This is a genomic window from Nocardia camponoti, from assembly GCF_014646135.1.
Classification (GTDB): domain Bacteria; phylum Actinomycetota; class Actinomycetes; order Mycobacteriales; family Mycobacteriaceae; genus Nocardia; species Nocardia camponoti.
Genome location: NZ_BMMW01000002.1, coordinates 296,575 through 320,559, shown reverse-complemented (window position 1 = coordinate 320,559; position 23,985 = coordinate 296,575). Strand labels below are relative to the sequence as shown.

The 23,985-nt window shown below is 65.1% G+C and carries 23 protein-coding genes; 12 read left to right on the top strand and 11 right to left on the bottom strand.

Translation table 11 applies throughout. From position 1 onward, the window contains the following. Positions 1-95 precede the first annotated feature (95 nt). Entirely contained in the window at positions 96-2,138 is a 2,043-nt protein-coding gene (locus IEX78_RS09660) for a thioredoxin domain-containing protein (protein ID WP_229683845.1), read from the top strand. Positions 2,139-2,165: 27 nt separating this feature from the next. Here IEX78_RS09660 and IEX78_RS09655 read toward each other — a convergent pair whose 3' ends face one another. Next, positions 2,166-3,656 carry an adenylate/guanylate cyclase domain-containing protein gene (locus tag IEX78_RS09655; RefSeq protein ID WP_188828575.1) on the bottom strand — a complete coding sequence of 497 codons (1,491 nt, stop codon included), beginning with the start codon at positions 3,654-3,656 and terminating at the stop codon, positions 2,166-2,168. Between the two features lie 103 nt (positions 3,657-3,759). Then, positions 3,760-4,425, bottom strand: coding sequence for a PAQR family membrane homeostasis protein TrhA (gene trhA / locus IEX78_RS09650; RefSeq protein ID WP_188828574.1), 666 nt, complete (start codon positions 4,423-4,425; stop codon positions 3,760-3,762). Between the two features lie 151 nt (positions 4,426-4,576). Here trhA and IEX78_RS09645 point away from each other — a divergent pair, with 151 nt between their 5' ends. After that, entirely contained in the window at positions 4,577-5,365 is a 789-nt protein-coding gene (locus tag IEX78_RS09645; protein WP_308426529.1) for an isoprenyl transferase, read from the top strand. Between the two features lie 91 nt (positions 5,366-5,456). Then, the gene (locus IEX78_RS09640; RefSeq protein WP_188828572.1) at positions 5,457-6,554 is read left to right on the top strand and encodes a hypothetical protein; all 1,098 of its coding nucleotides are present in this window, start codon (positions 5,457-5,459) and stop codon (positions 6,552-6,554) included. Here the strand turns inward: IEX78_RS09640 and coaA are convergent. After that, positions 6,551-7,483 carry a type I pantothenate kinase gene (coaA, locus tag IEX78_RS09635; protein WP_188828571.1) on the bottom strand — a complete coding sequence of 311 codons (933 nt, stop codon included), beginning with the start codon at positions 7,481-7,483 and terminating at the stop codon, positions 6,551-6,553. The two genes, IEX78_RS09640 and coaA, sit on opposite strands and share 4 nt — an antisense overlap. Before the next feature lie 163 nt (positions 7,484-7,646). On the opposite strand from coaA, the gene IEX78_RS09630 reads away from it, so the two are divergent. The 5 genes from IEX78_RS09630 (at position 7,647) to IEX78_RS09610 (ending at position 12,548) form a co-directional block, all read left to right on the top strand. Next, positions 7,647-8,840 (top strand): DUF885 domain-containing protein, encoded by a 1,194-nt coding sequence (locus tag IEX78_RS09630; protein ID WP_188828570.1) that lies wholly within the window; start codon positions 7,647-7,649, stop codon positions 8,838-8,840. Between the two features lie 265 nt (positions 8,841-9,105). After that, positions 9,106-10,401 (top strand): serine hydroxymethyltransferase, encoded by a 1,296-nt coding sequence (glyA, locus tag IEX78_RS09625; RefSeq protein WP_188828569.1) that lies wholly within the window; start codon positions 9,106-9,108, stop codon positions 10,399-10,401. A 150-nt stretch (positions 10,402-10,551) separates the two neighbouring features. Then, positions 10,552-10,770: a hypothetical protein gene (locus IEX78_RS09620; protein WP_188828568.1), complete on the top strand. Its 219-nt coding sequence runs from the start codon at positions 10,552-10,554 to the stop codon at positions 10,768-10,770. After that, on the top strand, positions 10,767-12,065 hold the full coding sequence (locus IEX78_RS09615; protein WP_188828567.1) for a hypothetical protein: 1,299 nt from the start codon (positions 10,767-10,769) through the stop codon (positions 12,063-12,065). Before IEX78_RS09620 ends, IEX78_RS09615 begins: the two co-directional genes overlap by 4 nt. A 63-nt stretch (positions 12,066-12,128) precedes the next feature. Beyond that, complete coding sequence (locus IEX78_RS09610) at positions 12,129-12,548, top strand: limonene-1,2-epoxide hydrolase family protein (protein ID WP_188828566.1); 420 nt, start codon at positions 12,129-12,131, stop codon at positions 12,546-12,548. Positions 12,549-12,552: 4 nt separating this feature from the next. On the opposite strand, the gene IEX78_RS09605 is transcribed toward IEX78_RS09610, so the two are convergent. Continuing rightward, positions 12,553-12,819: a hypothetical protein gene (locus IEX78_RS09605; protein ID WP_188828565.1), complete on the bottom strand. Its 267-nt coding sequence runs from the start codon at positions 12,817-12,819 to the stop codon at positions 12,553-12,555. A 301-nt stretch (positions 12,820-13,120) separates the two neighbouring features. On the opposite strand from IEX78_RS09605, the gene phoH2 reads away from it, so the two are divergent. From phoH2 to IEX78_RS09590, 3 genes are all read left to right on the top strand, one after another. Further along, entirely contained in the window at positions 13,121-14,431 is a 1,311-nt protein-coding gene (phoH2, locus tag IEX78_RS09600) for an RNA 5'-3' helicase PhoH2 (RefSeq protein WP_229683981.1), read from the top strand. Between the two features lie 166 nt (positions 14,432-14,597). Further along, positions 14,598-15,152, top strand: coding sequence for an LGFP repeat-containing protein (locus IEX78_RS09595; protein ID WP_229683844.1), 555 nt, complete (start codon positions 14,598-14,600; stop codon positions 15,150-15,152). 81 nt (positions 15,153-15,233) lie between these two features. Further along, positions 15,234-16,088 carry an acyl-ACP desaturase gene (locus IEX78_RS09590; protein ID WP_229683843.1) on the top strand — a complete coding sequence of 285 codons (855 nt, stop codon included), beginning with the start codon at positions 15,234-15,236 and terminating at the stop codon, positions 16,086-16,088. 49 nt (positions 16,089-16,137) lie between these two features. Here IEX78_RS09590 and IEX78_RS09585 read toward each other — a convergent pair whose 3' ends face one another. From IEX78_RS09585 to glpX, 3 genes are all read right to left on the bottom strand, one after another. Further along, positions 16,138-17,529 (bottom strand): class II fumarate hydratase, encoded by a 1,392-nt coding sequence (locus IEX78_RS09585; RefSeq protein WP_188828562.1) that lies wholly within the window; start codon positions 17,527-17,529, stop codon positions 16,138-16,140. Positions 17,530-17,612: 83 nt separating this feature from the next. Next, positions 17,613-18,461: a patatin-like phospholipase family protein gene (locus IEX78_RS09580; protein ID WP_188828561.1), complete on the bottom strand. Its 849-nt coding sequence runs from the start codon at positions 18,459-18,461 to the stop codon at positions 17,613-17,615. Positions 18,462-18,491: 30 nt separating this feature from the next. Then, complete coding sequence (gene glpX, locus IEX78_RS09575; protein WP_188828560.1) at positions 18,492-19,535, bottom strand: class II fructose-bisphosphatase; 1,044 nt, start codon at positions 19,533-19,535, stop codon at positions 18,492-18,494. A gap of 120 nt (positions 19,536-19,655) precedes the next feature. Between glpX and IEX78_RS09570 the strand changes: the two genes are divergently transcribed. Then, complete coding sequence (locus IEX78_RS09570; RefSeq protein WP_188828559.1) at positions 19,656-20,219, top strand: DUF4245 domain-containing protein; 564 nt, start codon at positions 19,656-19,658, stop codon at positions 20,217-20,219. On the opposite strand, the gene IEX78_RS09565 is transcribed toward IEX78_RS09570, so the two are convergent. From IEX78_RS09565 to IEX78_RS09550, 4 genes are all read right to left on the bottom strand, one after another. Next, positions 20,216-21,628 carry an FAD-binding oxidoreductase gene (locus IEX78_RS09565; protein WP_188828558.1) on the bottom strand — a complete coding sequence of 471 codons (1,413 nt, stop codon included), beginning with the start codon at positions 21,626-21,628 and terminating at the stop codon, positions 20,216-20,218. The genes IEX78_RS09570 and IEX78_RS09565 overlap by 4 nt on opposite strands. A gap of 62 nt (positions 21,629-21,690) precedes the next feature. Next, a complete protein-coding gene (locus IEX78_RS09560) occupies positions 21,691-21,939 on the bottom strand; it encodes an exodeoxyribonuclease VII small subunit (RefSeq protein ID WP_188828557.1) in 249 nt (82 codons plus the stop codon). Positions 21,940-21,941: 2 nt separating this feature from the next. After that, on the bottom strand, positions 21,942-23,240 hold the full coding sequence (gene xseA / locus IEX78_RS09555) for an exodeoxyribonuclease VII large subunit (RefSeq protein ID WP_188828556.1): 1,299 nt from the start codon (positions 23,238-23,240) through the stop codon (positions 21,942-21,944). Positions 23,241-23,319: 79 nt separating this feature from the next. Next, positions 23,320-23,937 (bottom strand): lipid droplet-associated protein, encoded by a 618-nt coding sequence (locus IEX78_RS09550; protein ID WP_188828555.1) that lies wholly within the window; start codon positions 23,935-23,937, stop codon positions 23,320-23,322. Positions 23,938-23,985 lie beyond the last annotated feature (48 nt).

Here is a 23,985-nt window from a genome sequence, read left to right as displayed (position 1 = left end):
ATTCACTCAAGTCCATGCCCGAAACGCGCACAGGGCGGTGGGCAGGTCTGCGGGTCACCACCTCGTCATGTTGTGGCGCACTACTGTTGATAGGTGTGAACCAGTTGAGTAGCGCCACGTCGCCCTACCTGCGTCAACATGCCGATAACCCGGTTGACTGGCAGGAGTGGGGGCCCGCGGCGCTTGCCGAAGCCGAGGCGCGCGACGTGCCGATTCTGCTGTCGGTTGGATACGCGTCGTGCCACTGGTGTCACGTCATGGCGCACGAATCGTTCGAGGACCCGGCCACCGCCGAGCAGATGAACGCCAACTTCGTGTGCGTGAAGGTCGACCGGGAAGAGCGACCTGACCTCGACGCGGTCTACATGAACGCCACCGTCGCGATGACCGGCCAGGGCGGCTGGCCGATGACATGTTTCCTCACACCCGACGGCGCCCCGTTCTACTGCGGCACCTACTACCCGAAGGAACCGCGCGGCGGAATGCCGTCGTTTACGCAGCTGTTGAGCGCGATCAGCGACACGTGGCGCACGCGACGCGCTGACGTCGACCAAGCTGCCGCCCAAGTCACCGAAGCACTGCGGTCGCAGTCGACCGGGCTGCCCGACGGCGAATTACCGCTCACCGCAGAGCTTTTGGACGCCGCCGTGCTGTCGATCGCGGGCGATGAGGACCGCGTCAACGGCGGATTCGGTGGCGCACCGAAGTTTCCGCCGTCCGCGCTGCTGGAAGGGCTGCTTCGCCAGTGGGAACGCACTGGCGACAAGGCGATTTTCGACGTTGTCGATCGCACCGCTGAGGCGATGGCGCGCGGCGGAATCTACGACCAACTGCGTGGCGGATTCGCGCGGTACGCCGTCGACCAGACGTGGCTCGTCCCGCATTTCGAAAAGATGCTCTACGACAACGCGCTGCTGTTGCGCACCTACGGGCACCTCGCGCGCCGAACCGAGCGCGGCCCGCTTGAGTCGCTGCCGCATCGCGTCGCGCGTGAGACCGTCGAGTTCCTCCTTGCCGACTTGCTCACTGCCGAAGGCGCTTTCGCGTCCGCGCTCGACGCGGACACCGTCGTCGATGGGCACAGCGAAGAAGGCGCGACGTACGTGTGGACGCAACCGCAACTTGTCGACGAACTCGGCCCGCTCGACGGCATGTGGGCCGCCGATGCGTTCGTTGTGACGCCCAAGGGCAACTTCGAACACGGCACCTCGGTGCTCACTCGACACAGCGACCCCGTCGACGTCGAACAGTCCGAACGGTTCGAACGGTTGCGCGCGCGGTTGCTTGAGGTGCGTGCCGACCGGCCGCAGCCCGCGCGCGACGACAAGGTCGTCACCGCATGGAACGGGATGGCGATCACCGCGCTCGCGGAAAGTGGTGCGGCACTTGGTGAGTCGACGTGGATCGACGCCGCCGCGCGTGCCGCTCGATTCCTACTCGACACGCATGTCGTCGATGGTCGACTGCGGCGCGCGTCGCTCGGCGGTGTCGTCGGGGCCGGCGCGGGCGTGCTTGAGGACTACGCGTGGCTGACGGTCGGATTGCTGGCCGTCTACCAGGCGACCGGGGACGGCGAATGGCTCAGTGCCGCACAGGAATTGCTCGACACCGCGATCGCGCACTTCGCCGACCCCGACCAGCCCGGTAGTTGGTTCGACACGGCCGACGACGCGGAAACGTTGGTCGCACGACCGCGCGACCCCATCGACGGGGCAACGCCGTCGGGGGCGTCGGTGCTCGCGGAGGCGCTGTTGACCGCTGCGGCGGCGAGCGCCCCGGACAAGGCTCTTGCCTACCGTGATCTTGCCGATCGCACGTTGGCACGCGCGGCGGTGCTGTTGGCGCGTGTGCCGCGTCAGGCCGGGCACTGGCTCGCGGTGAGCGAGGCGTGGTTGCGTGGCCCGTACCAGGTCGCGATTGCCACCGAAGACGTGGACACGGCAGCCGAATTGCTCAGCGCCGCACGCGAATCCGCACCCGGCGGCTCGCTGATCCTGGCCGCCAGCCCCGATTCAGCGCCGCTGCTGGCCGACCGTCCGACCGTCGACGGTCAACCGGCCGCGTACGTGTGCCGAGGTTCGGTATGCGACCTGCCGGTCACTACGGCAACGGAACTTGCTGCCGCACTTGCCATTTAGCCGCACGGCGCTGTTGCCAGGGCAGGCTTAATGACCTTCGGCGGGTTTCCGCTTGTCTGTCCACGTGCGAATCCGGCCAGCCAAACCGCGCAGGCGCAGGTCCTTGTAGCGCACCCAATGCGAGCGTTCCTCCGGGTCTGCCGCGTGAACAACGCTCTCGCTCACCAAGATTCGGCTCGGCACCTTCTTCGCGACGGCGGTCAGTCGCGCTGCCTCGTTGACCGCGTCGCCAATCACGGTGAACTCAAGGCGCGTGTCCGAACCGACGTCGCCAGCGAAAACGTGACCACGCGCCACGCCGATGCCGATGTCGAGCTCGCCATGTGACACCACGTCGTCGCGAATCTGTCGGGCCGCGCGCAGCGCCGGGGTCGCGTTGTCTTCGAGTGCCAGCGGTGCGCCGAAAATGCACAGCGCGGCGTCGCCAGCGAACTTGTTCACCAGCCCACCGTTGGTTTCAGTCGCTTCGACGACGATCGCGAGAAGCCGGTTCAGCTTGCTCACGAATTCCTCGGGTTCCATCTCCGCCGACAGCGCGACCGAGCCCGTGACGTCAACGAACAGCGCCGAGACAACGCGCACGTCGCCGGTGAGTGCCGTCGTACCAGCGAGCGCGCGTTCGGCGACCTCAGAGCCAACGTGCTTGCCGAACACATCCTCGGTGCGCATCCGCTCGCGCAGCGTGGCGGCCAGCTCGTTGACCGAATGCTGCAACCGACCGATTTCGCTGGTACTCCCGACCGTCACGCGCACGTCGAGTTCCCCGACGGTAATGCGGTCAAGTGCCCGATACATCGCGCGCATCGGCGACGCGACCGACCGCGCGAGCAGCCAGGTGGCGAGCGCGCCAACAAGGAACGCGATGACTGAAAACAGCAGTGCGGCGCGAACCCGGTCGCTTGCGGGAATCGAGGCATCCGACAACACGACGATCACGATCAACCCTGGGAGCGCGGCCGACACCGCCCAGGTCATGACGACGCGAACCAACACCGTCGACGTGGGATGCACGACCGGGCCGAGCACCCCGACAAGCACCGGCACCGCAGGTCGGACCAGCTGATCGAGGATCAGATAAATTGTCGCCGCCGATTCCAGCCCGCCCAGCGTGAAGCCAGCGGTGAGCACCCAAACGTGGTGGTAATCGGTGTAGTGGTTGACCAGCCAGACGGTGAGCAGCACGCCGGGAATCCACAGCAACACCGCACGTATCGTGATCGCCGCAGGCAGCCGCAACATTCGCGTTGCTTCGACCGGCGTTGGTTTGCGCCCATCGTCGAGCCAGCGCAGATAGCGTCTTCGGTCGTAGATCGCCATCGCGACCCCGACGGTCAACGCGACAGCGGGGTAGATCAGCATCAGTTTAACGGCGTGGTTCCAGTTGTCACCGAGCTGACTGAACACCCCGCCCGCCGACGCGATCAAGAAAATCGCGAGAAGCCCAACCGCGTTCGCGCCGATGACAACAAGCGCGAGCCCGAAGTAGGAGTTCAACGCCCAGCGCATGAGCCGCGTCATCGCGCCTCACCGCAGAAGGCGAGGTGCGGGTTGTCGACGCTGACAGGGAACACGGTTATCGAGCATAGGAGCCGACGGTGACAACTCCGCTGATCCGCGCCGGTCAGCCGAGCACAACGAGCCAGATCGCGACGTAATGGCACAGCGCGGCGACAACGGTGGCGGCGTGGAAGAACTCGTGATGCCCGAAGTCGGTCCAGGGATTCGGCCATTTGGTCGCATAGAGGACGGCCCCGACGCTGTAGATCACGCCGCCGATGGCGAGCAGCACCATCGGTACAACGCCGACGTTGTGCAGCAGTGACGCCGCGACCGGCACGATCGCCCACCCGAGCAGCAGATATAGCGGCACCCCGACCCAGCGCGGCGCGGTCGGCCACAGCACCTTCAATGCGATCCCGGCTAGCGCCCCGATCCACACGACAACCAGCAGCGTGACACCCGTTTTCCCGGGAAGCCCAAGTAGCGCGAACGGCGTGTAACTGCCCGCGATGAAGGCGAAGATCATCGAATGGTCAGCGCGTTTCATCCGCACGCGCGTCGCGACGCTTTGCCAGGTAATGCGGTGATAAATCGCGCTGACGCCGAACAACGCGCAGATACTCACCCCGTAGACGAGCGTCGCCCACCCGGCGCGCGCCGAAACCGTGAAGCTCACCGCGACGAGCACCGCGACAGCGATCGCCGCGATCCCCACCGCCCAGGTGTGAATCCACCCGCGAAAACGCGGTTTGCCAACCAGCTCCGATACCGCGAGTACTGCCTCCACCGAAACCTCCCGACCAGTAACCTACGGTACCGTAGGTTTGCGTCTAACGATACGGCATCGGTATGGCTGGCCGCCGCAAAGCTGGCTATCGCACGAGGCGGAGGCGGTGAATTAGCTGGGCGGTCGGAGTCAGCTCACATCCGCGCGTAAGGTGCTTGGCGTGGAGTTCCTGGGTCGGGTGCGTGGTTTGCCGTACCGCATCTACGAGTCCAGACTGTCGCGACAGCTGGCCGGTAAGCAGCACCCGCGACATGTCGCGGTGATGTGTGATGGCAATCGCCGGTGGGCGCGTGAAAACGGGTTCACCGATGTGAGTCACGGACATCGCGTCGGCGCGCTCAAAATCGCCGAGCTAGTTGGTTGGTGCGCTGACGCTGGCGTTGAGATGGTCACCGTTTACCTTCTCTCGACCGAAAACCTGCGGCGCGACCCCGAAGAGTTGGAAACGCTCTTCGAAGTCATCACCGACGTTGTCGAGGAACTGTCGGCACCGGAACAGAATTGGAGCGTCCGCATCGTCGGGTCGCTCGAAGGCTTCCCGGAGCTCATCGCCAAGCGATTGCGCGTTGCCGCCGAACGCACCGATGGTCGCGACGGCGTGCACGTCAATGTGGCTGTCGGGTACGGCGGTCGGCAGGAAATCGCCGACGCGGTGCGTTCGCTGGTGCGTCAAGAAGTCGCTGCGGGGGAGTCGGGCGAAGATCTGGTGCAGGCGATCACCGTTGACGCGATCGGTCAGCACCTCTACACCTCGGGTCAGCCCGATCCCGACCTTGTCATCAGAACCTCTGGGGAACAACGACTTTCGGGCTTCCTGTTGTGGCAGAGCGCCTATTCCGAGATTTGGTTCACCGAGGCATATTGGCCGGAGTTCCGGCGCGTCGACTTCCTGCGCGCACTGCGTGATTTCGCCGCACGGCACCGCCGGTTTGGCGTCTGAACGAACTTGTCGGACCCTGCGGCTAAGCTCCCGCACATCGACACAACAGCCAGCTCGACTACACATGCAGGGGTGCGCGGTGGGAGTTTCGGTGGTTCGGAAATGCGCTGTCTTGGTGCTCGCGTTGGGTGCTGTCGTCGCGACGATCGTCGGGTGTGGGGTCGATAAGCCAGCGCCGCCTCGAATCACGCCGCCGAGCAGTACGCAAGCGGCAGCGGGTCCAGTGTTTGGGTATCGCACGGAAAACGAGCTGGTGCTCGTGCGAGGCAGCGAAACCTTCCGTGCCGCAGGCGGTTTCGGGTATTCGCCAGCACCGGTCACGTTTACTCGCGACGGTCAATTCGCGTTCTCGGTGGAAGGCGCATCGAAAACCCTTGTCTCCATTGGGGTTCGCGACGGAGCTGTCTCGCGCATCGGATGTGGTTGCGCCGATGCGGTCGCGCTACGCGACTCGGTGCTCGCTTGGTGGCGCGAACCGGGCCAAATCATGACCTTCGACCTTGCGGGCACCACCCCGCCCGTGGTCGACCGCGAAATCGAGCTGCCCGCGTCACCCAGCCCGCTCACCGGCGGTGCCTTCGACGGCGCGCGGCTTGTCGCGGCGAATGACCGTTCGCTGCTACTCGCCCGCGTCGAGTCGCGTGGATTGTGGTGGGAGAAAAGCCATTTGTACGCGATCGGCCCCGACGCGGTGCTTCCGCTCGGCCGCGTACCGGGCATCGACGCGCAACTAGCCGCCGCCGCTGGTCCCGACGGGCACACCTTCGTTTTGGCTGGCATCACGGCACGTAGCGCCTCCTGCGGCACCGGCCATGTCGCGACTATCGACACCGAAACCAACGAGGTCGCCTCCTTGCCCGCACTGCCCGGCGAATGCTCAGCCGCGTACCGTCCGCGCTGGGGCGCCGACGGCAACATCACCGTGTCCACCCGCAAATGGGCCGATGCGACGAACTCGCCCGCCCAGGTCGACCGGCTACGCTTCGCCGCCCAGGGCTGGGCACCGGTTGGCGAACAACCCGTTGTCGACCGACTCGCGCGCGGGCAGGAATCAGTCGCCGAAGTGGTCGCTGGCGAACCAACCGAAATACGTTCCACCCCAACGGGAGTGCTCTACATCGAACGCGATGGCACCCGAACCGAACTCGCTCAAGCGGTGGTCTCGCTAGGGTCGCCTGCGGGGGCTTAAAGCTTGCGCAGGCGCAGCCGGTTGATGGTGTGGTCGGAATCCTTGCGCAACACCAAGGTCGCGCGTGGTCGCGTCGGCAGGATGTTTTCCACCAGGTTCGGCCGGTTGGTCGAGTTCCAGATGTCGCGGGCCGCCTCGGTGGCCTGCTGATCGGAAAAGCCCGAGTAGTGGTGGAAGTGCGCGTCCGGGTCGGCGAAGCCGGTCTTGCGTAGCGCCAAAAAGCGCTGCACGTACCAGTTTTCGATGTCTTCGATCCGGGCGTCGACGTAGATGGAGAAGTCGAACAGATCCGAAACCATCAGGCGCGGACCAGTCTGCAGCACGTTCAATCCCTCAACGATGAGAATGTCGGGCTGGTTCACGCAGTGTTTGGCGTCGGGCACGATGTCATAGGAGATATGTGAATAAACCGGCGCGCACACTTCAGGCGCACCCGATTTCACCTCGGTCACGAAGCGCAGCAGCTTGCGGCGATCGTAGCTCTCGGGGAACCCCTTGCGGTGCATGATGCCGCGTCGCGTCAATTCCGCTGTGGGATAAAGGAATCCGTCGGTGGTGATCAGGTCGACGCGGGGGTGATGGTCCCAGCGGGCAAGTAGTGCCTGCAGCACGCGCGCGGTTGTCGACTTGCCAACCGCCACACTGCCCGCGACGCCAATCACGAACGGCACTTGCTTGTCGGGGTGCTTCTCGCCGAGGAAGGTGGCGGTCGCGGCGAACAGTCGCTGGCGGGCGGCTACCTGGAGGTGGATCAACCGGGCAAGTGGCAGATAAACCTCGGCCACTTCTTCCAGGTCGATCTGCTCGCCAAGGCCACGCAGGCCGGTGAGTTCCTCCTCGGTCAGCACCAGTGGCGTCGACTTACGCAGGGTGCGCCACTGCTTGCGGTCGAACTCCACATACGGGCTGGGTTCGCTAACCCGTGCCACTTACTCGACACCTCGTCCGGGGCGACACCTACAGCTCTGCAACTCTGACCGCATAGCGAGATTGTGCTCCGTATCGGCCATCCGCGCGCAATGGGGGGTTTGCCTACTGGTCGGTAACAAAGATCGGCTCCCGTGCGCTCACGCATGCGGCTAATCTGGCCGGGTGCATGCACTGGTCTCGGAATACCTGCGGCTCGGACTAGCTTTCGACCGGCTCGAAGAGGGTTTTGTCGACGCCTACACCGGCGACCCGCAACTGCGGCGCGAAGTAGAGAGCGCCCCGAAACCCGATCCGAAGCTGTTGGCGAGTCGTGCGGCGAGTCTGCGCGCTGACCTCCCGAGCGCGGGCCTTTCGCCGCGCCGCACGGAGTTCCTTGACGCCCATTTGGTAGCGATGGAGTGCTCGGCGCGCAAGTTCGCTGGCGAGGAAATCGGCTTCATCGACGAGGTCCGCGCCTATTTCGACGTCGACATCGCCCCCGGAAACCCCGACGACTACGCCGATGCGCATCGCAAAATGGACGAGGTGCTTGGCGGTTCAGGTCCGCTGGCCGAGCGCGTCGTCGCTTACCGCAAGGCCGACGAGATCCCGCCGGAGAAGCTGCAGGCCGCTGTCGATGCGTTTTCCAGCGCGCTGCGTGAACGGGTGCGCGACCGCTACCCGCTGCCGGACCACGAACACGTCACCTATGAGGTGGTTGGCGACAAGCCGTGGTCGGGGTTCAACTACTACCTTGGCAATTTCGAGTCGCGGGTGGCGATCAATTCCGACCTCAAGCAGCACATGGCGCATTTGCCGTCGCTGATCGCGCACGAGTCATACCCGGGCCATCACACCGAGCACTGCCGAAAAGAGGCTGGGCTGGTCGCCGCGGGCGAGGCCGAGCAGACACTGTTTTTGGTGAACACCCCGCAGTGCCTCATGGCCGAAGGGCTCGCTGACCTCGCACTTTCGTCGATCATCGGGCCAGGCTGGGGCACGTGGGCGCAGGAGATCTACGCCGATCTCGGGTTGCGCTTCGACGGCGAACGCGCCGAACGCTTCGCCGCTGCTTCGGCGCAGTTGTTGAGTGTGCGCCAAGACGCGGCGCTGCTGCTGCACGACCAGCATCGCACCGAAGACGAGGTCGCGGCGTTTTTGCAGCGGTGGAGCCTGGCGACGCCGGAACGCGCGCGTCAGTCGCTGCGCTTTCTTTCGTCACCACTGTGGCGGGCCTACATCAGCACCTACGTCGAGGGTTATCGCCTGCTTGGTGGCTGGCTCGACAAGGCAGCCGACGACGGCGAGCGCATCGACCGTTTTGGCCGCTTGCTCGACGAGCCGCTGACGCCAGGTGCGCTACGTAAGTTGTTGTGACACTTCCTAATTCACATGATGATGGCGCAGCCGCCCGGGTTGAATAGGTTGCACAGCCAGTAGTTCAGCTGCAACAGCAACGCTTCGATCGGGTTCGACGGCGCGACTACTGGGGTGACGGGCATGATCGGTCCTCCTCGAATAGCGGATAAAAGCGAAATCAAGTGTGTGATCGCTCACATCCGCTGCGGTGTTACCTCAGCTGCGGTAATTGGCGCTGAGCCCCCCGCACAGTAGCGGTTTCGTGCCCAATAGACTGAGCGTCGTGACGCAGACGACCGCTTCGGTGAATACCCAGTCTCTCGGTGAGCTCGATCCCGAGTTGGCCGCCGCGATGGCGGGCGAACTCGCCCGCGAACGCGACACCCTCGAGATGATCGCTTCGGAGAACTTCGTGCCGCGCGCGGTCCTGCAGGCCCAGGGCAGCGTGCTTACCAACAAGTACGCCGAGGGCTACCCGGGCCGTCGCTACTACGGTGGTTGCGAAGCTGTCGACGTGGTCGAGACGCTTGCTCGCGACCGCGCGAAGGAGCTGTTCGGCGCGGAATTCGCCAACGTTCAGCCGCACTCGGGCGCGCAAGCCAACGCCGCTGTGCTGATGGCGCTGATGAACCCGGGCGAGACGCTGCTCGGCCTCGACCTTGCCCACGGTGGTCACCTCACCCACGGCATGCGCTTGAACTTCTCGGGCAAGCTGTATGACGTGCACTCCTACGGGGTGTCGAAGGAAGACCACCGCATCGACATGGACGAGGTGCGCGACATCGCGCTCAAGGCCAAGCCGAAGGTGATCGTCGCTGGTTGGTCGGCCTACCCGCGTCACCAGGACTTCGCGCGCTTCCGCGAGATCGCTGACGAGGTCGGCGCTTACCTGTGGGTCGACATGGCCCACTTCGCCGGCCTTGTTGCCGCTGGCCTGCACCCGTCGCCGGTGCCGTACGCCGACGTTGTCTCTTCGACCGTGCACAAGACTCTCGGTGGCCCGCGCTCCGGCCTGATCCTGGCCAAGCAGGAGTTCGCGAAGAAGCTCAACTCGGCGGTTTTCCCCGGTCAGCAGGGCGGCCCGCTCATGCACGTGATCGCCGCCAAGGCTGCCGCGTTCAAGATCGCCGCGACGGATGAGTTCAAGGACCGTCAGGCCCGCACGCTGTCGGGCGCGCGCATCCTCGCTGAGCGTCTCACCGGTGCTGACGTGCAGGGTAAGGGCGTTTCGGTGCTCACCGGCGGCACCGACGTGCACCTCGTGCTCGTCGACCTGCGCAATTCCGAACTCGACGGTCAGCAGGCCGAAGACGTGCTGCATGAGGTTGGCATCACCGTCAACCGCAACGCGGTGCCGTTCGACCCGCGCCCGCCGATGGTCACCTCCGGCCTGCGTATCGGCACTGCCGCGCTCGCGACCCGTGGTTTCGGCGATGCCGAATTCACCGAGGTCGCCGACATCATCGCCGCCGCGCTCGCTGGTACTTCCGATGTGGAGACGCTGCGCGGTCGGGTTTCGCGCCTCGCGCAGAGCGTTCCGCTGTACCAGGGCCTCGAAGATTGGCGACTGCTGGGCTAGCCGCTCAAAGCTCGCGGCGACGGGTTCCGGCATTGGTGTCGGAGCCCGTCGTTTTGTCTTTCGCGCGCGAAGTGAAGTGTTCGTTTGTCGGAAAGCACAAAATTCGGGCGAAAGGTATCCGGGAGTACTGATCAGTAGCAAGGTCAGTGCATGGAGTATCGACGCGAGCTCGCGCGTGAGACCGGCGGCTCGATCTACGCGTTCGAACTGCTTACCGAAGCTGAAGCCGCGCAATTAGTCGCGATGTTTCGGACAGCGCGGCAAAACGAGAAGGACGGGCTGGCCTCGGCCATCACCGCGGCGATTACCGCGATGCCCGCACCTTTGCGACGGATAACGCGCCGTCTGCTTTTCGGGGTCGAGTCATGATCGAGTCCGACCTTGAAGCACAGACGCAACTTGTTGTGCTCGCGCGCACGTTGCAGGTGCACCCGCGCGCGATCGCGCCCTTGAGTCGCCTTGGTGCCGACCACCTTTCGGCCCTGCAACGGCACTTGCTTTCGGCGCTGCACGCCGAGCACGCGGACACCTTTCGCCGCTTGGCCCCGCTTGTCCCGATCTTCCCGCTGGGCCTTGGCGTGAGCCTTTTTGAGCGAGTTGTGCCGCCCGTTCTCGCCGCCCGACTCCTTGGCACGATCGGTAATCGGTATCCGCAGAAACTCGCGCAAGCGCTGTGCGCGATCGACACCATTTACGCATGCGACGGTGCCCCATACCTCGACCCCGACACGTTCGCTGGCGTGATGCGTTACGGGACGGCGAAGCCCATCGCCGACATCATCAACGAATTGCTACGTCGCCGGGACTATTTGACCGCCGCTCGATTTTTGTCATCGATTTCCGATCCGATCGTTGACGAGTTGGAACGCAGCGTGCTCGATGACGCGGGACTGATGTTCACCGGCGCTTACGCCTACCCCGCGCATCGGCTGAGTTACATCATTCGGGTCCTCATCGATGGGCCAAATAATCGCATTCCAGGCTTTATTCATGCGACGCTAGTCGGCTCGGGCGAATTGCAGCACGCCAATTTGGCGATTCTGTGCAAAGTGGAACCTGACGTGACTGTGCGACTCGGTGAGTACCTTTTTGGGCGCGGCTCCGTCCAGGCGGTGGGGCGTTACGTGCTCAACGTCGTGCACCGCAACGCGGGTGCCACGCTACTTACCGTCGCAGGCCGTCTGAACCCCGCCGGGCTTTGGGGACTGTCGGGCAACCCGCAAATGCAGAACCCGGATGTGCTTGCGCGCCTTGTGCATTCGCTGCGCGGACGGAATGAGCCAGAGCCGTGGCGCGGGTTGTTCGCATTGGCGAGCCGAACCACCGCGCCCGCGCGGCACCACCTCGCCGAAGCGCTCGTCGCTCTTGACGAGGCAACCATCGCGGCGTTGCCAGCGCACGCGACCGACGCCGACGCGTGGTCGCCGCTTTTCCAGTTGCTGTCGAACGCGAACGCGCGCGGTCAGTCGCGTGTTGCCGCGATCTGGTCGCGGTTGTCGCCGGAATGGCAGGCGAGCATCGAACGCCACGTGCGCGAACACCGCTACGACACCCGCCTGAGCCGCATCACCAGCGCACTGACTCCGATCAGCCCGGACGAGGTCTTCTTCCGCCGCCGCCAACGGGTGCGTCAGCGCGGCGACGACGGACTGCCCGCGTGGTGAGTTAAACGCATGAACCGCCAGCGGGTCCTTGGGCGAAAGGGCGTCACGACCTAGGCTCGTCCCATGACCGATGAGCCGAAATTGCCCGATAACGATGTGACGCTCGTTCGCCAGTTCTTCGGGGCGCTCGAACTGGGCCTTGTCGACGAAGCGCTTGATCTGCTTGCCGACGACATCGTCTGGAAAAACACCGGGCTCCCGACACTGTCGGGCAAACCTCAGGTGGCCAAGGTGCTGCGTGCCCTCAACAAGCCGCAGTTCGGGTTCGGTGTCGACATCCACCACATCGCCGGGCACGACGGCGTTGTGCTTACCGATCGCACCGACTACCTCAGCGTTGGCCCGATCCGTACCGGGTTCTGGGTGTCGGGCACGTTCCACATCGCCAACACCCATATCACCCTGTGGGACGACCATTTCAGCATGGGCAACTTCACCGCTGGCGTCTTCAAGGGCATCGTCAACGCCATCATCAAGCGCTAACCGGTTATTTGCGCAGGTAGTCCAGGTAAGTTGGCCGCAGCACCTCGGCCAACTTGCCGTCACCGGCATGGATGTAGTCGTCAAGCATCGGCACGACGTACTTGATGTCGGCTTCGCTTTCGCCAACGTCGCCCGCTTCGGCTTCGGCGGCGGGAATGGCTTTGAGTAGCTGCCAGAGGAACTTCAGGTCGCCGTGGCGCACCGCCTTGCGTACCGCAAGATCGTGCAGCTGCTTCGAGGTGAGCGAGTCCAGATCCTGGTCATCGGCCATGCCGCGACTCTAGCTCAGCAGTATTTACTGCGAATTCACGGACACGTCCTCTCGTCCCGCAGCGCGCGCGCCGAATCGCCGGTAGCGTCGAAGCTGCGGGCCGCGTCGGAGTGGCTCGTACGGGAGGTCCGAAACCGTGACTGAGTTACTCAGTACGAGAGGGCCGGCACCCGGCCCTCGTGGCGGTTGAGTTCACCCTCAACTTCCTGAGGACGGACCGGTCCAGCGAGATCGTTCGCGTGGTGTCGCGCGAACAACTAAGGAGCCAACCGTGACTGATGCACGCTCCGTTTCCGCCGCGATGCACACGGCTCAGCACTCCCCGGCCACATTCGTTGTCGACACTTCGGTGCTGCTCTCCGATCCGTGGGCCGTCACCCGCTTCGGCGCCAACCAGGTGGTCTTACCGCTGGTCGTAATCAGCGAACTTGAGGCAAAACGCCACCACCACGAACTGGGTTGGTTCGCCCGCGAAGCCCTGCGCATGCTCGACGACCTGCGCGTTCGCCACGGCAGGCTCGATCAGCCGCTGCCGATTGGCACTGAGGGTGGCACTTTGCAGGTGGAGCTCAATCACACTGATCCCGCGCTGCTGCCCGCTGGGTTCCGCACCGACAACAACGATGCGCGCATCCTCGCGTGCGCGTTGAACTTCGCGGCCGAGGGCCGCTCGGTTGTGTTGGTTTCCAAAGACATTCCGCTGCGGGTCAAGGCGAGCGCGGTCGGGTTGCAGGCCGACGAGTACCACGCGCAGGATGTGGTCACCTCGGGGTGGACGGGCATGGTCGAACTCGACGTGGCCCGCGAACAGATCGACCAGCTCTTCACCGAGTCGATCATCGACTTGGAAAGCGCGCGAGAGTTGCCGTGCCACACCGGCATTCGGCTCCTTGGCGGCAGCTCAAGCGCACTTGGTCGCGTCACGCCCGACAAGCGCGTCCAATTGGTCAGGGAGCGTGAGGCTTTCGGCCTGCACGGTCGTTCGGCTGAACAGCGCATCGCCCTCGACCTGCTGCTCGACGAATCCATCGGCATCGTGTCGATGGGCGGACGGGCTGGTACGGGCAAGTCGGCACTGGCGCTTACTGCCGGGCTGGAAGCGGTCCTTGAACGGCGCACGCAGCGCAAGGTTGTCGTTTTCCGGCCGCTCTACGCGGTTGGCGGCCAGGAACTCGGCTACCTGCCCGGCTCGGAAAGCGAGAAGATGGGCCCGTGGGCTCAGGCGGTGTTCGACACCCTCGACGGCCTCGCTAGCCGCGAGGTGATGGAGGAAGTTCTCGCGCGCGACATGCTCGAAGTGCTTCCGCTCACCCACATCCGTGGCCGCTCGCTGCACGATTCGTTCGTGATCGTCGACGAGGCGCAGTCGCTTGAGCGCAACGTTCTGCTCACGGTGTTGAGTCGACTTGGCACGGGTTCGCGGGTGGTGCTCACCCACGACGTCGCCCAGCGCGACAACCTGCGCGTAGGCCGTCACGACGGTGTCGCCGCGGTGATCGAAAAGCTCAAGGGTCACCCGCTTTTCGCCCACATCACGCTCACCCGAAGCGAGCGGTCGCCCATCGCGGCGCTGGTCACCGAGATGTTGGAGGAATACGGTCCTTCGGCGTAGCTCGGAGCGTAAATAAAGGGGTCTGGCAACCTTGTTGCGATCGCTGTTTATCCCGGTGCCTAGTGGGTAATATCCACGAAGCTACCTCTAGCAACGGCTCGGCGAATTTCGGTTTGTCGGGCCGTTGCTAGTTCCGATTTCGGCCAGCTCGACTCGGAGGATGGACATGACCCACTTCGCTCGATCACGCGCTTTGGCCACCGGCGTCGCGGTTATCGCGGCTGCCGGCTTGCTGCTCACCGCCTGTTCAGACGACGATTCAAGCAGCGACAACGTCACCGCGAGCGCAACGTCAGCGCTCAGCGTCACCGCAACCCCCGACACCAGCGCCCCGTCCACGTCGGCAACAGCGGCAGGCGATTCAACAACGATCCTCACCCCCACCGGGGAAATCGCCGTTTCCGGCGAGATCTACAAGAAGTACACCGCGTTCGGCGGCACAACCAGCCCGCTCGGCAACCCCACCGGCCCGCAGGAAAACGGCCCCAACGGCGGCCTTTACCAAGACTTCGACGGCGGTGCCATCTACTGGTCGTCGGCAACGGGTGCCCACGTTGTCTGGGGCGACATCCGCGAAGCGTGGGATGCCGACGGCGGCGTCAACGGCACGCTTGGCTACCCGACGTCGGACGAGAAGGACATCACCGGCGGCAAACAGAGCGATTTTGAGGGCGGCACGATCACGTGGGTCAACGGGCAAACCACAGTCACGCCCAAATAATTCTGTCAATCCGCCCAGCGTGGGGGCCTTATCTATGGGGATGGTCCCCGCGCTTGGGCGCGACCGGCTAGTTTGTCGGGCGTGCAGAAAACTTTGACCGACCGCGAACTGCTCAGCGAACTGGCTCCCGTGGTGGAAACCAACCTCGCTCGCCACATTGAGGTGGCCGAGGGCTGGCAGCCGCACGACCTGGTGCCGTGGGCCGATGGACGCAACTTCGAATTCATGGGTGGCACCGACTGGTCGCCTGAGCAGTCGCAGCTCAGCGAAACCGCTGCGCTCGCGCTCACGGTCAGCGTGCTTGTCGCCGACAATCTGCCGTCCTACCACCGTGAGCTGGGCAAGTACCTGCGCACGGGCCCGTGGTGGCGCTGGGTTGGTCGGTGGACGGCCGAGGAGAACCGCCACGAGATCCTCATCCGCAACTACCTGATGGTGTCGCGTTCGGTCGACCCCGTCGCCCTGGAACGCGCGCGCATGTCGCACATGGTCGCCGGGTTCAACCGCCCGTCGTTGCACCTCATCGACGTGCTCGTCGCGTCGGCGTTCGAAGAGGCCGCCGCCGCGGTCCGGCATCGCAACACCGCCGCGCTCGGCGAGAACGCCTACGTCACCGCCATCGCCAACAAGCTCGCCGCCGACGACGAGCTGCAGGCGGAGTTCTTCGCCGACCTCGTTGCCGCCGCGCTCGACCTGGTGCCCGACCAGGCGCTGCGCGCGATCGCCGATCAGGTCGCCGCCTTCAAGGTGCCCTTCGTCGAGCTGCCGGGCGGCGGTTCGAGCGACACCGCGCTGGCTGCGGCGGGCATTTACGACCCGGCACGTGAAGGCGAACTCGTTTTCGCGCCACTGTTGAAGCGCTGGAACGTTTTTGGTCGCACTGACCTGGGCGAAGCTGGCGAGGCCGCGCGCGCGGAGCTGACGCAATACCACTAAGACTCACCTTTACAGCGGCGGCCGGACTGAGTTCGGCCGCCGCTTTTGGTTATTCGGCGACCTTCGCCATCGCTAGCACGTCGAGCTTCGCGTCGAGGTCGGCGAGTGAGATTTTGTCGGGAACAAGACCTCGATCGATCACCGTTTGGCGAATCGTCTTGCGTTCGCGCAGCGCCTCTTTCGCAACAGCAGCGGCTTCTTCGTAGCCGATCGCGGAATTGAGCGGAGTCACGATCGACGGTGACGATTCCGCGAGGTCGCGCAGATGCGCTTCGTTGGCGACGAGCCCGGTGATGCACTTGTCCGCGAAGAGTCGAGAGACGTTGGCTAACAGTCGAATTGACTCCAGGATGTTGCGCGCCATCACCGGGATGTAGACGTTGAGTTCGAACGCACCGCTCGCTCCGCCGAACGCGACGGCGGCGTCGTTGCCGATCACCTGCACCGCGACCTGCGTAACCGCCTCGGGCAGCACCGGATTCACCTTGCCCGGCATGATCGAGCTGCCTGGTTGCAGATCGGGCAGTTGGAGTTCGCCGAGCCCGGTGAGCGGACCCGAACCCATCCAGCGAATGTCGTTCGCGATCTTGGTGAGACTCACCGCGATAGTGCGCAACGCCCCCGATGCTTCGACCAGTCCGTCGCGCGCGGCTTGCGCTTCGAAGTGATCTTCGGCTTCCCGTAGCGCGTCAATGCCGGTGGCGCGCACCAACTCCGCGACGACGAGCGCGCCGAAATTGTCCGGCGCGTTGAGGCCGGTTCCGACGGCGGTGCCGCCGATCGGCAGCTCGCCGAGGCGGGGGAGCGTCGCCATGATGCGTTCAATGCCAGCCGCGATCTGGCGGGTGTAACCGCCGAACTCCTGACCGAGCGTCACCGGGACGGCGTCCATGAGATGCGTGCGGCCCGACTTCACCACCGAACGCCACTGAGTCGCCTTGTCCTGCAACGCGAGTCGAAGGTGGTCGAGCGCCGGGACGAGTTCGGTGATGACCGCTTCGGTTGCGGCAAGGTGCGTCGCGGTGGGGAAGGTGTCATTCGACGACTGCGACATGTTGACGTCGTCGTTGGGGTGCACGGTGACGCCGTTGCGTGCGGCGATCGACGCGATCACCTCGTTGGCGTTCATATTCGAACTCGTGCCAGAACCGGTTTGAAAAACGTCGATCGGGAACTGGTCATCATGCTGACCATTTGCGATTTCGGTAGCGGCGGCGATGATCGCGTCGGCGCGCACCGGATCGAGCAACCCAAGGTCCTTGTTGACCTGGGCCGCAGCGGCTTTCAACAGTCCGAGCGCGCGAATCTGCGAACGCTCAAGTCCGCGCCCACTGATCGGAAAGTTCTCCACCGCACGCTGGGTTTGCGCACGCCAGAGCGCGTCAACTGGGACGCGAACCTCACCCATAGTGTCGTGTTCGATGCGGAAGTCAGCAGCCATGAACCCACCCTAGGACGCGCACGCGGCCGATGGGCTGGCCCGCGCCGGAGGGAAATCCCACTGGGAGACCGGGAATAGCGCGACTATTCGTCGTCGGTCGGCCAGACCTCGCGGACACTCGACTCGAAAGCTTTCGCCTGTTCACGACCAGCGACAGCCGCCGCTTTCGCATGCGTCGGGTCGAGGGTGTTGGGGCCAATCGCGTGCAGCGACGCCGCGTCCGGGCTCACTACCGTGACGCGTGCGTGCCCGAGCTCATGCAGTTGCGCTGGTAAGCGAGCCGCGCGGCGCGGGGCCAGCGTCACGGGCGCGAGGGCGACAACGCGGTCGTAGCCCTTGGCGAGATTGAGATTGACTGGCGAGCGCACGCCGCCGTCGATGTATTCGACCCCATCAACCAGCGAGGGCGGCCACACGAACGGAATCGCACAACTGGCCGTGACGGCTTCGGCGAGCGTGGCATGTGAGTCGTTGTTGAAGATTTTCAACGCGCCCGTTTTCGCGTTGACCGCCGTAATCCACAGCGGGCGTTTCGGCCACGCGGTCTCAGGCAAACGCGACGAAACCGCGGCAAGTCGCGCGACCGGGTCAGCAACGTAAACCCCAGCCGCGTGCTTAGCGACTCGTCGCGCCGCGCTTTCGGGACTGCGCGCGGTTTTCACCAGATAGATCCACTCGGCGACGCGCTTCATCGAAATTCGCGCCGGAATCTCATCGCTGCGCGGCATCATTTGCCGCGCGTAGAGCTCCTCGGTCGACAGGGTGCTGCGGATTTGCGCCCCGACAACCGCGCCAGCGGAGGTGCCGATCACCAGGTCCGCGTTGCGCAGGTCGATGCCGTGCTCCCGCAGACCGGCGATCATGCCGGTTTCCCACGCGATACCGGTGATACCGCCACTGCCAAGGACAAGAGCGGTGCTGGGCGTTGCCATACATTAACTATATGGACGCCCAGCCCCAGATCACGGCAGCGGCGGGTTGGCGTTGTCGTCGCCGTCGAAGTCGACCGACGAGTACTCGCGCAGCTTCTCCAAGCGGTGGTAGGCGTCGATCATGCGGACCGTGCCCGACTTCGACCGCATCACGATCGACTGGGTCGACGCGCCGCCACCGTAGTAGCGAACGCCGCGCAGCAGGTCGCCGTCGGTGACGCCGGTCGCGCAGAAGAACACGTTCTCGCCCGAGACGAGGTCGGTGGTCGACAGCACGCGGTCGAGGTCGTGACCAGCGTCGATGGCCTTCTGACGCTCTTCTTCGTCCTTCGGGGCCAGCTTGCCCTGTAGCTCGCCACCGAGGCAGCGCAGCGCGGCGGCGGCGATGATGCCTTCCGGCGTGCCGCCGATGCCGACGAGGATGTCGACGCCCGAGTCGGGGCGTGCCGCCGCGATCGCGCCAGCGACGTCACCGTCGGAGATCAGCCGGATACGCGCGCCCGCTTCACGGGATTCGCGGATGAGGTCGGCGTGGCGCGGGCGGTCGAGAATGCAAACCGTCAGGTCCGAAACCGACAGGTTCTTCGCCTTGGCGACGCTGCGGATGTTGTCGCCGATGGGCGCGTTGATGTCGATCGAACCGGCGGCGTCGGGGCCAACGGCGATCTTGTGCATGTAAAACACGGCCGACGGGTCGAACATCGCGCCGCGCTCCGCGACCGCGAGCACCGAGATCGCGCCGGGCGAGCCCTTCGACATCAGCGTGGTGCCGTCGACCGGGTCAACGGCGAAGTCGACCTCGGGGCCGGTGCCGTCGCCAACCAGTTCACCGTTGTAAAGCATCGGGGCTTCGTCTTTTTCGCCCTCGCCGATGACGACGATGCCCTTCATCGAAACCGAGCTCACGAGTTGACGCATGGCGTCGACGGCGGCGCCGTCGCCACCTTCCTTGTCGCCACGGCCGACCCAACGGCCACTCGCCATCGCACCTGCCTCGGTGACGCGGACCAGCTCGAGTGCGAGGTTGCGATCGGGTGCCTCGCGGCGGCTGGGGGCGGGCGATGCTGCCGTCATTGCGGGATGCCTCCTTGGCGTCGGTGTACGCCGTAATTGTCGCATTAGAACCTGCACGCTCGTGCAGCACCCAGCGACCCATTCTCAGGTCACAATGGGCCCGAGTGGATACTGGTAGCCGTGGCACAGACCAAGCACCGCATCTTCAACGACTACCGCGACTTGTTCTGGTCGTTGATTCCGCTGGTGCTGATCGCGGTCGTGCTCGCGGGCGCGGCAAGCCAGTGCTCGGTCGCGACCAGTGGACCGACGCAGGGACAGATCCCGCGTTTCGACGTGACGACCGCGCTGAAAGCCGACGCGCGCAGCTTGCCGTTCGCGATCCGCAATCCTTCGCTGCCGGAAGGCTGGGTGTCGAACTCGGGTAGCCGCGAAGTTGTTGGCGGCGGCCAAGCCGTAACGACGGTTGGTTATCTGACCCCGCAGACCACGTACCTGCGCTTTAGCCAGACCGGCGCGACCGAGGAAGTGCTCGGCAGGCACGTGCTTGGCTCGCGCTACGCGAACGGCTCGGTCGACATCGACGGGCACAAGTGGAACGTCTACTCCGAGCCTGGCAGCGAAGCGGCGTGGATCACCGACTTCAACGGCACGCGCGTGCTCATCACCGGCGCTGGCAATGACGCCGCGTTCCGCACACTGGCGAAGGCCGTCGGTGCGGCGCAGCCGCTGCCCAAGTCCTAATACGTCCAGCCGCGATTGGGTAACCCGGTCGCCAGCGCGAGCGAAGACTCCGGCTCGACCTTCCCCTGCGCGAGCAGTGCGAACGGGTCCATTTCGCGTTTCAGCGCGGCTTCGTTCGCGCCCCACGGCTTCATCCCGCCCGCCCCGAGCAGCGGAGTGTGCGGATTGGCGACCGAAACGCCAAGCGCTTCGAGCCGTTCGGTGGCGCGTTCTAGGTGCGCCTTGCTGACGAAGTCGATGATCGGCGAACCCTGTGCGGACAGCCGACCACCGACGCGCTTGAGCTCCACCTTCAGCGGACCGAGGTCAGCGCAGTCGCGATGTACCGCGGCAAGCGACTGGTAGAGGCGATCGGGTGGGAACAAGCCCATGAGCCCGACGAGTTCGGGATTGTGGCGCTGATAGCGGGAAAGTGAATGGCCCCAGGTGAATTCGTAAAGGGGCGAGCCGTAGCAGCCTTTGCCTTCGCGGCAGCGGTAACGCAGGGTGCCGCCGGTTGCGGCGATGAGGTCGACGACATTGGGCACCGACTGCACAGCGACAAGCGCGAGCACCATCGAATCGCCGTCGGGAACAAGATCGGCAAGCTCGGGCAGGTAGCGCGGCAGCGGATGTGCTTGCGGCGAAATCACTTTCGTGAGCAGGCCGTCGCTGTTGCCGAGGTCGACCGAAAACCGCAGGGCCTGTTCGAAAGTCGGGAACGAGACAACCAGTTCGTGCCACTCCCACGCGGGCGCGACGGGCAATTCGACCTCGGTGATGATGCCGTTCGCGCCAAACGCGTGCTGCACCGCGGTGACAGCCGCGCCGCGCAGTTCGACAAGTCGCGGCTGTTCTTCGACGGTCATCACCTCGATCGCGGTGATGTTGCCGGTATCGCGCAAGATGCCCCACTGGCAGCTGCCGACCCCGGCGTGACCGCCCGCGATGTAGCCGCCGATCGTCGCGTGTTGCGCTGACGACGGATGCATTCGCAATTCCCACCCGGACCGGCGCAGGTGCGCGTCGATGTCGCTGACGATCGTGCCCGTCCGCGCGCGCACGCTGGTTGGCAACGCGCGGGATTTGTCGGCCCAGTCGACGATGCCGGTGATGGCGGCGACGTCGATGACCGCGCCGCCCGACAGCGGCACACCCTGCCCGAACTGTCCCGACCCCGCGCCACGCACGGTGATCGGCACACGCGCCCGCGCGCAGGCACCGACGGCCACGGCGAGTTCGTCTTTGGTTCGTGGCGCGATGAAGATCTCGGCATTGCGCCCGCGCAACACTTCGCGCAGCATCGGACTTTCGGCGAACCGGTCGCGACTCTTTCCGCGAAGTCGACGCGCGTCAGTCGACGACGCGATCGCGCCGAGGTCGGCGCGGACCCGCGCGATGGCGTCGGCGTTAGCGGAAGAAGGTGGCACGTATCGAGAGTGCGCGACGCGCGTTTCGGCCGAGTAAACCGAGTGCTCGCGGCGTGTGAAACCTACTCCGCCGGCTCCGCGTCGGACCGAGCCAACGCGTCTTCAACTCGACGTTGCGCACCCGCGAGGTGCTGTTCACAGCGGGTTGCCAACGCCTCGCCGCGCTCCCACAGCGCGAGGGAATCGTCGAGGTCGAGGCCGCCCTGTTCGAGCATCTTGACGACGTTCACCAGTTCGTCGCGGGCACGTTCATAGCCGAACGTCGCGATTTCGGCGAGCGTATCGGCGGGATTTCCGGCGGGGTCGGTCAACGCTAGGTCCTCTTCTCTTGAACTGGCTCAGCTGGTTTCTGCGTGATGCGTTGCGCGCCCAGCGCGGCGGCGGTGACCGCACCGTCGGCGACGCGGATGCGCAATTGGCTGCCAGCGGGGGAGTCGTCAATCGAGCGAACGACGTGGCGCTCGGGTCCGGCGACGCGCTGCACGACAGCGTAACCACGGGCAAGGGTCGCGGCTGGGCCGACAGCGGTGAGCTTTTCGCGCAGGTGTCGGGTGGCGGTTTCTTGGGTGCGAAGCATGCGCTCGACGTCGCGGCGGGCGGTGAGGCGCAGGCGTTCGACCTCATCGTGACGATGCGTGAGCTCGCGCAATGGATCGGCAAGCACCGGTCGCGACCGCAACTGCGTGACAACGCTGAGCTCGCGGCGCACCCAGCCGCGCAGCGCGGCGGCCGACCGCGCGCGCCACTCGGCGACGGCCGCGCTTTCGGCGGCGGCGTCGGGGACGATGCGTTTCGCCGCGTCGGTTGGAGTTGCCGCGCGCAGGTCAGCGACCAGATCGAGCAGCGGATTGTCCGGCTCGTGGCCGATCGCGCTTACGACCGGGGTGCGTGCGTTCGACACCGCGCGGCACAGCGCTTCGTCGGAAAACGGCAGGAGATCCTCAGTGCTGCCGCCGCCACGGGCGAGCACGATCACGTCGACGTGCGGGTTGCGGTCGAGGTCGGCCAGCGCGGTGAGCATTTGCGGCACTGCGGTTGGTCCCTGCACAGCGGTGTTGCGAATCTCGAAACATACTGCGGGCCAACGACTTTGGGCCACACTCAGGACATCGCGTTCAGCGGCGCTCGCGCGACCAGTGATGAGTCCGATCGTGCCGGGCAGGAACGGCAGTGGCTGTTTACGTCGGGCGTCGAAGAGTCCTTCGGCCGCGAGAAGCGCCTTGAGCCGTTCGATACGCGCGAGCAATTCGCCAATGCCAACGGGCCGAATCTCGGTGACCCGCAACGACAATGACCCGCGACCAGTGAAGTACTGCAACTTGCCGAAGACAACAACGCGACTGCCCTCGGTGAGAGGAATGGGGCTGTGGCGCAACAGGTCTGGATCGCACGTGAGCTGCAGTGACATGTCGGCCGACGTGTCGCGCAATACCAAAAACGCGGTACGCGTGCCGGGGCGGGAAGTGATCTGCGTGAGCTGACCTTCCACCCACACGCTGCCGAGACGGTCGATCCATTGCGAAACCTTGAGCGCGATCGACCGCACCGGCCACGGCTGCTCAGCCGAAGACCCGGGTGCGGGCGCGGCGGTTGCGGGTCCGTCAGCAGTCATAGGTCAGGTATACGCGGAGGGTCCGACAAAGAGAAAACGGCCGCGACCCTGCGCGGGTCACGGCCGTGAAAGCGTGGTTTTACTTGGCCTGGACCGTCGCGATGCGGTTGGTGAGCATCGTGACGAACGGCGCGCGGTCGCGAGTCTGCTGCTCGAACGCGAGCAACTGACCCAGCTCTTCCAGCGTGAGCATGCGCAGCCGTGCGCGCAGCTGGGCCAGCGTCATCGCGGGGTAGTCGTAGCGAATGGCGACCTCGGGAGCTTCCGGCGCTTCGTCGGCAGGCTCTTCGGCGGCCTCTTCTTCGGCGGCCTTTTCTTCGGAGGTTGCTTCGAGGACAAGCACCGACGCGGGAACGGCGTGACCGTTGGTCGCCGGGATTGGTGCCTCGTCGAAGAGATCGAAGCGGCTCGCGTTGGCGTTCGACACGGGCGCGGCAGGCGCGGAGGTGGCGGCGTCGTCGTCGAAGGTCGCCCACTCGGGCTGTTCTTGCGTGCCAGCGCCGATGCGCTCGAACACCTCGTCGCCCTTGAGCGCGAGGCTCGTGACGAACTGCTGCACGTGCATCGTCGTCTGGAGCACCCGGCTCAGCGCGGTGATCGGGAAATTGACCGCGACGATGGGTAGTCGGCGGGTCTCTTCAATCGCATAGACAGCGGCCCCAGCGGCTACCCGGGCCAGGAACGGAGGTCGGAACATGTACACAGCGTGCCGCAACTCGGCTGTGATGGATAGGGCAAGCGTGCG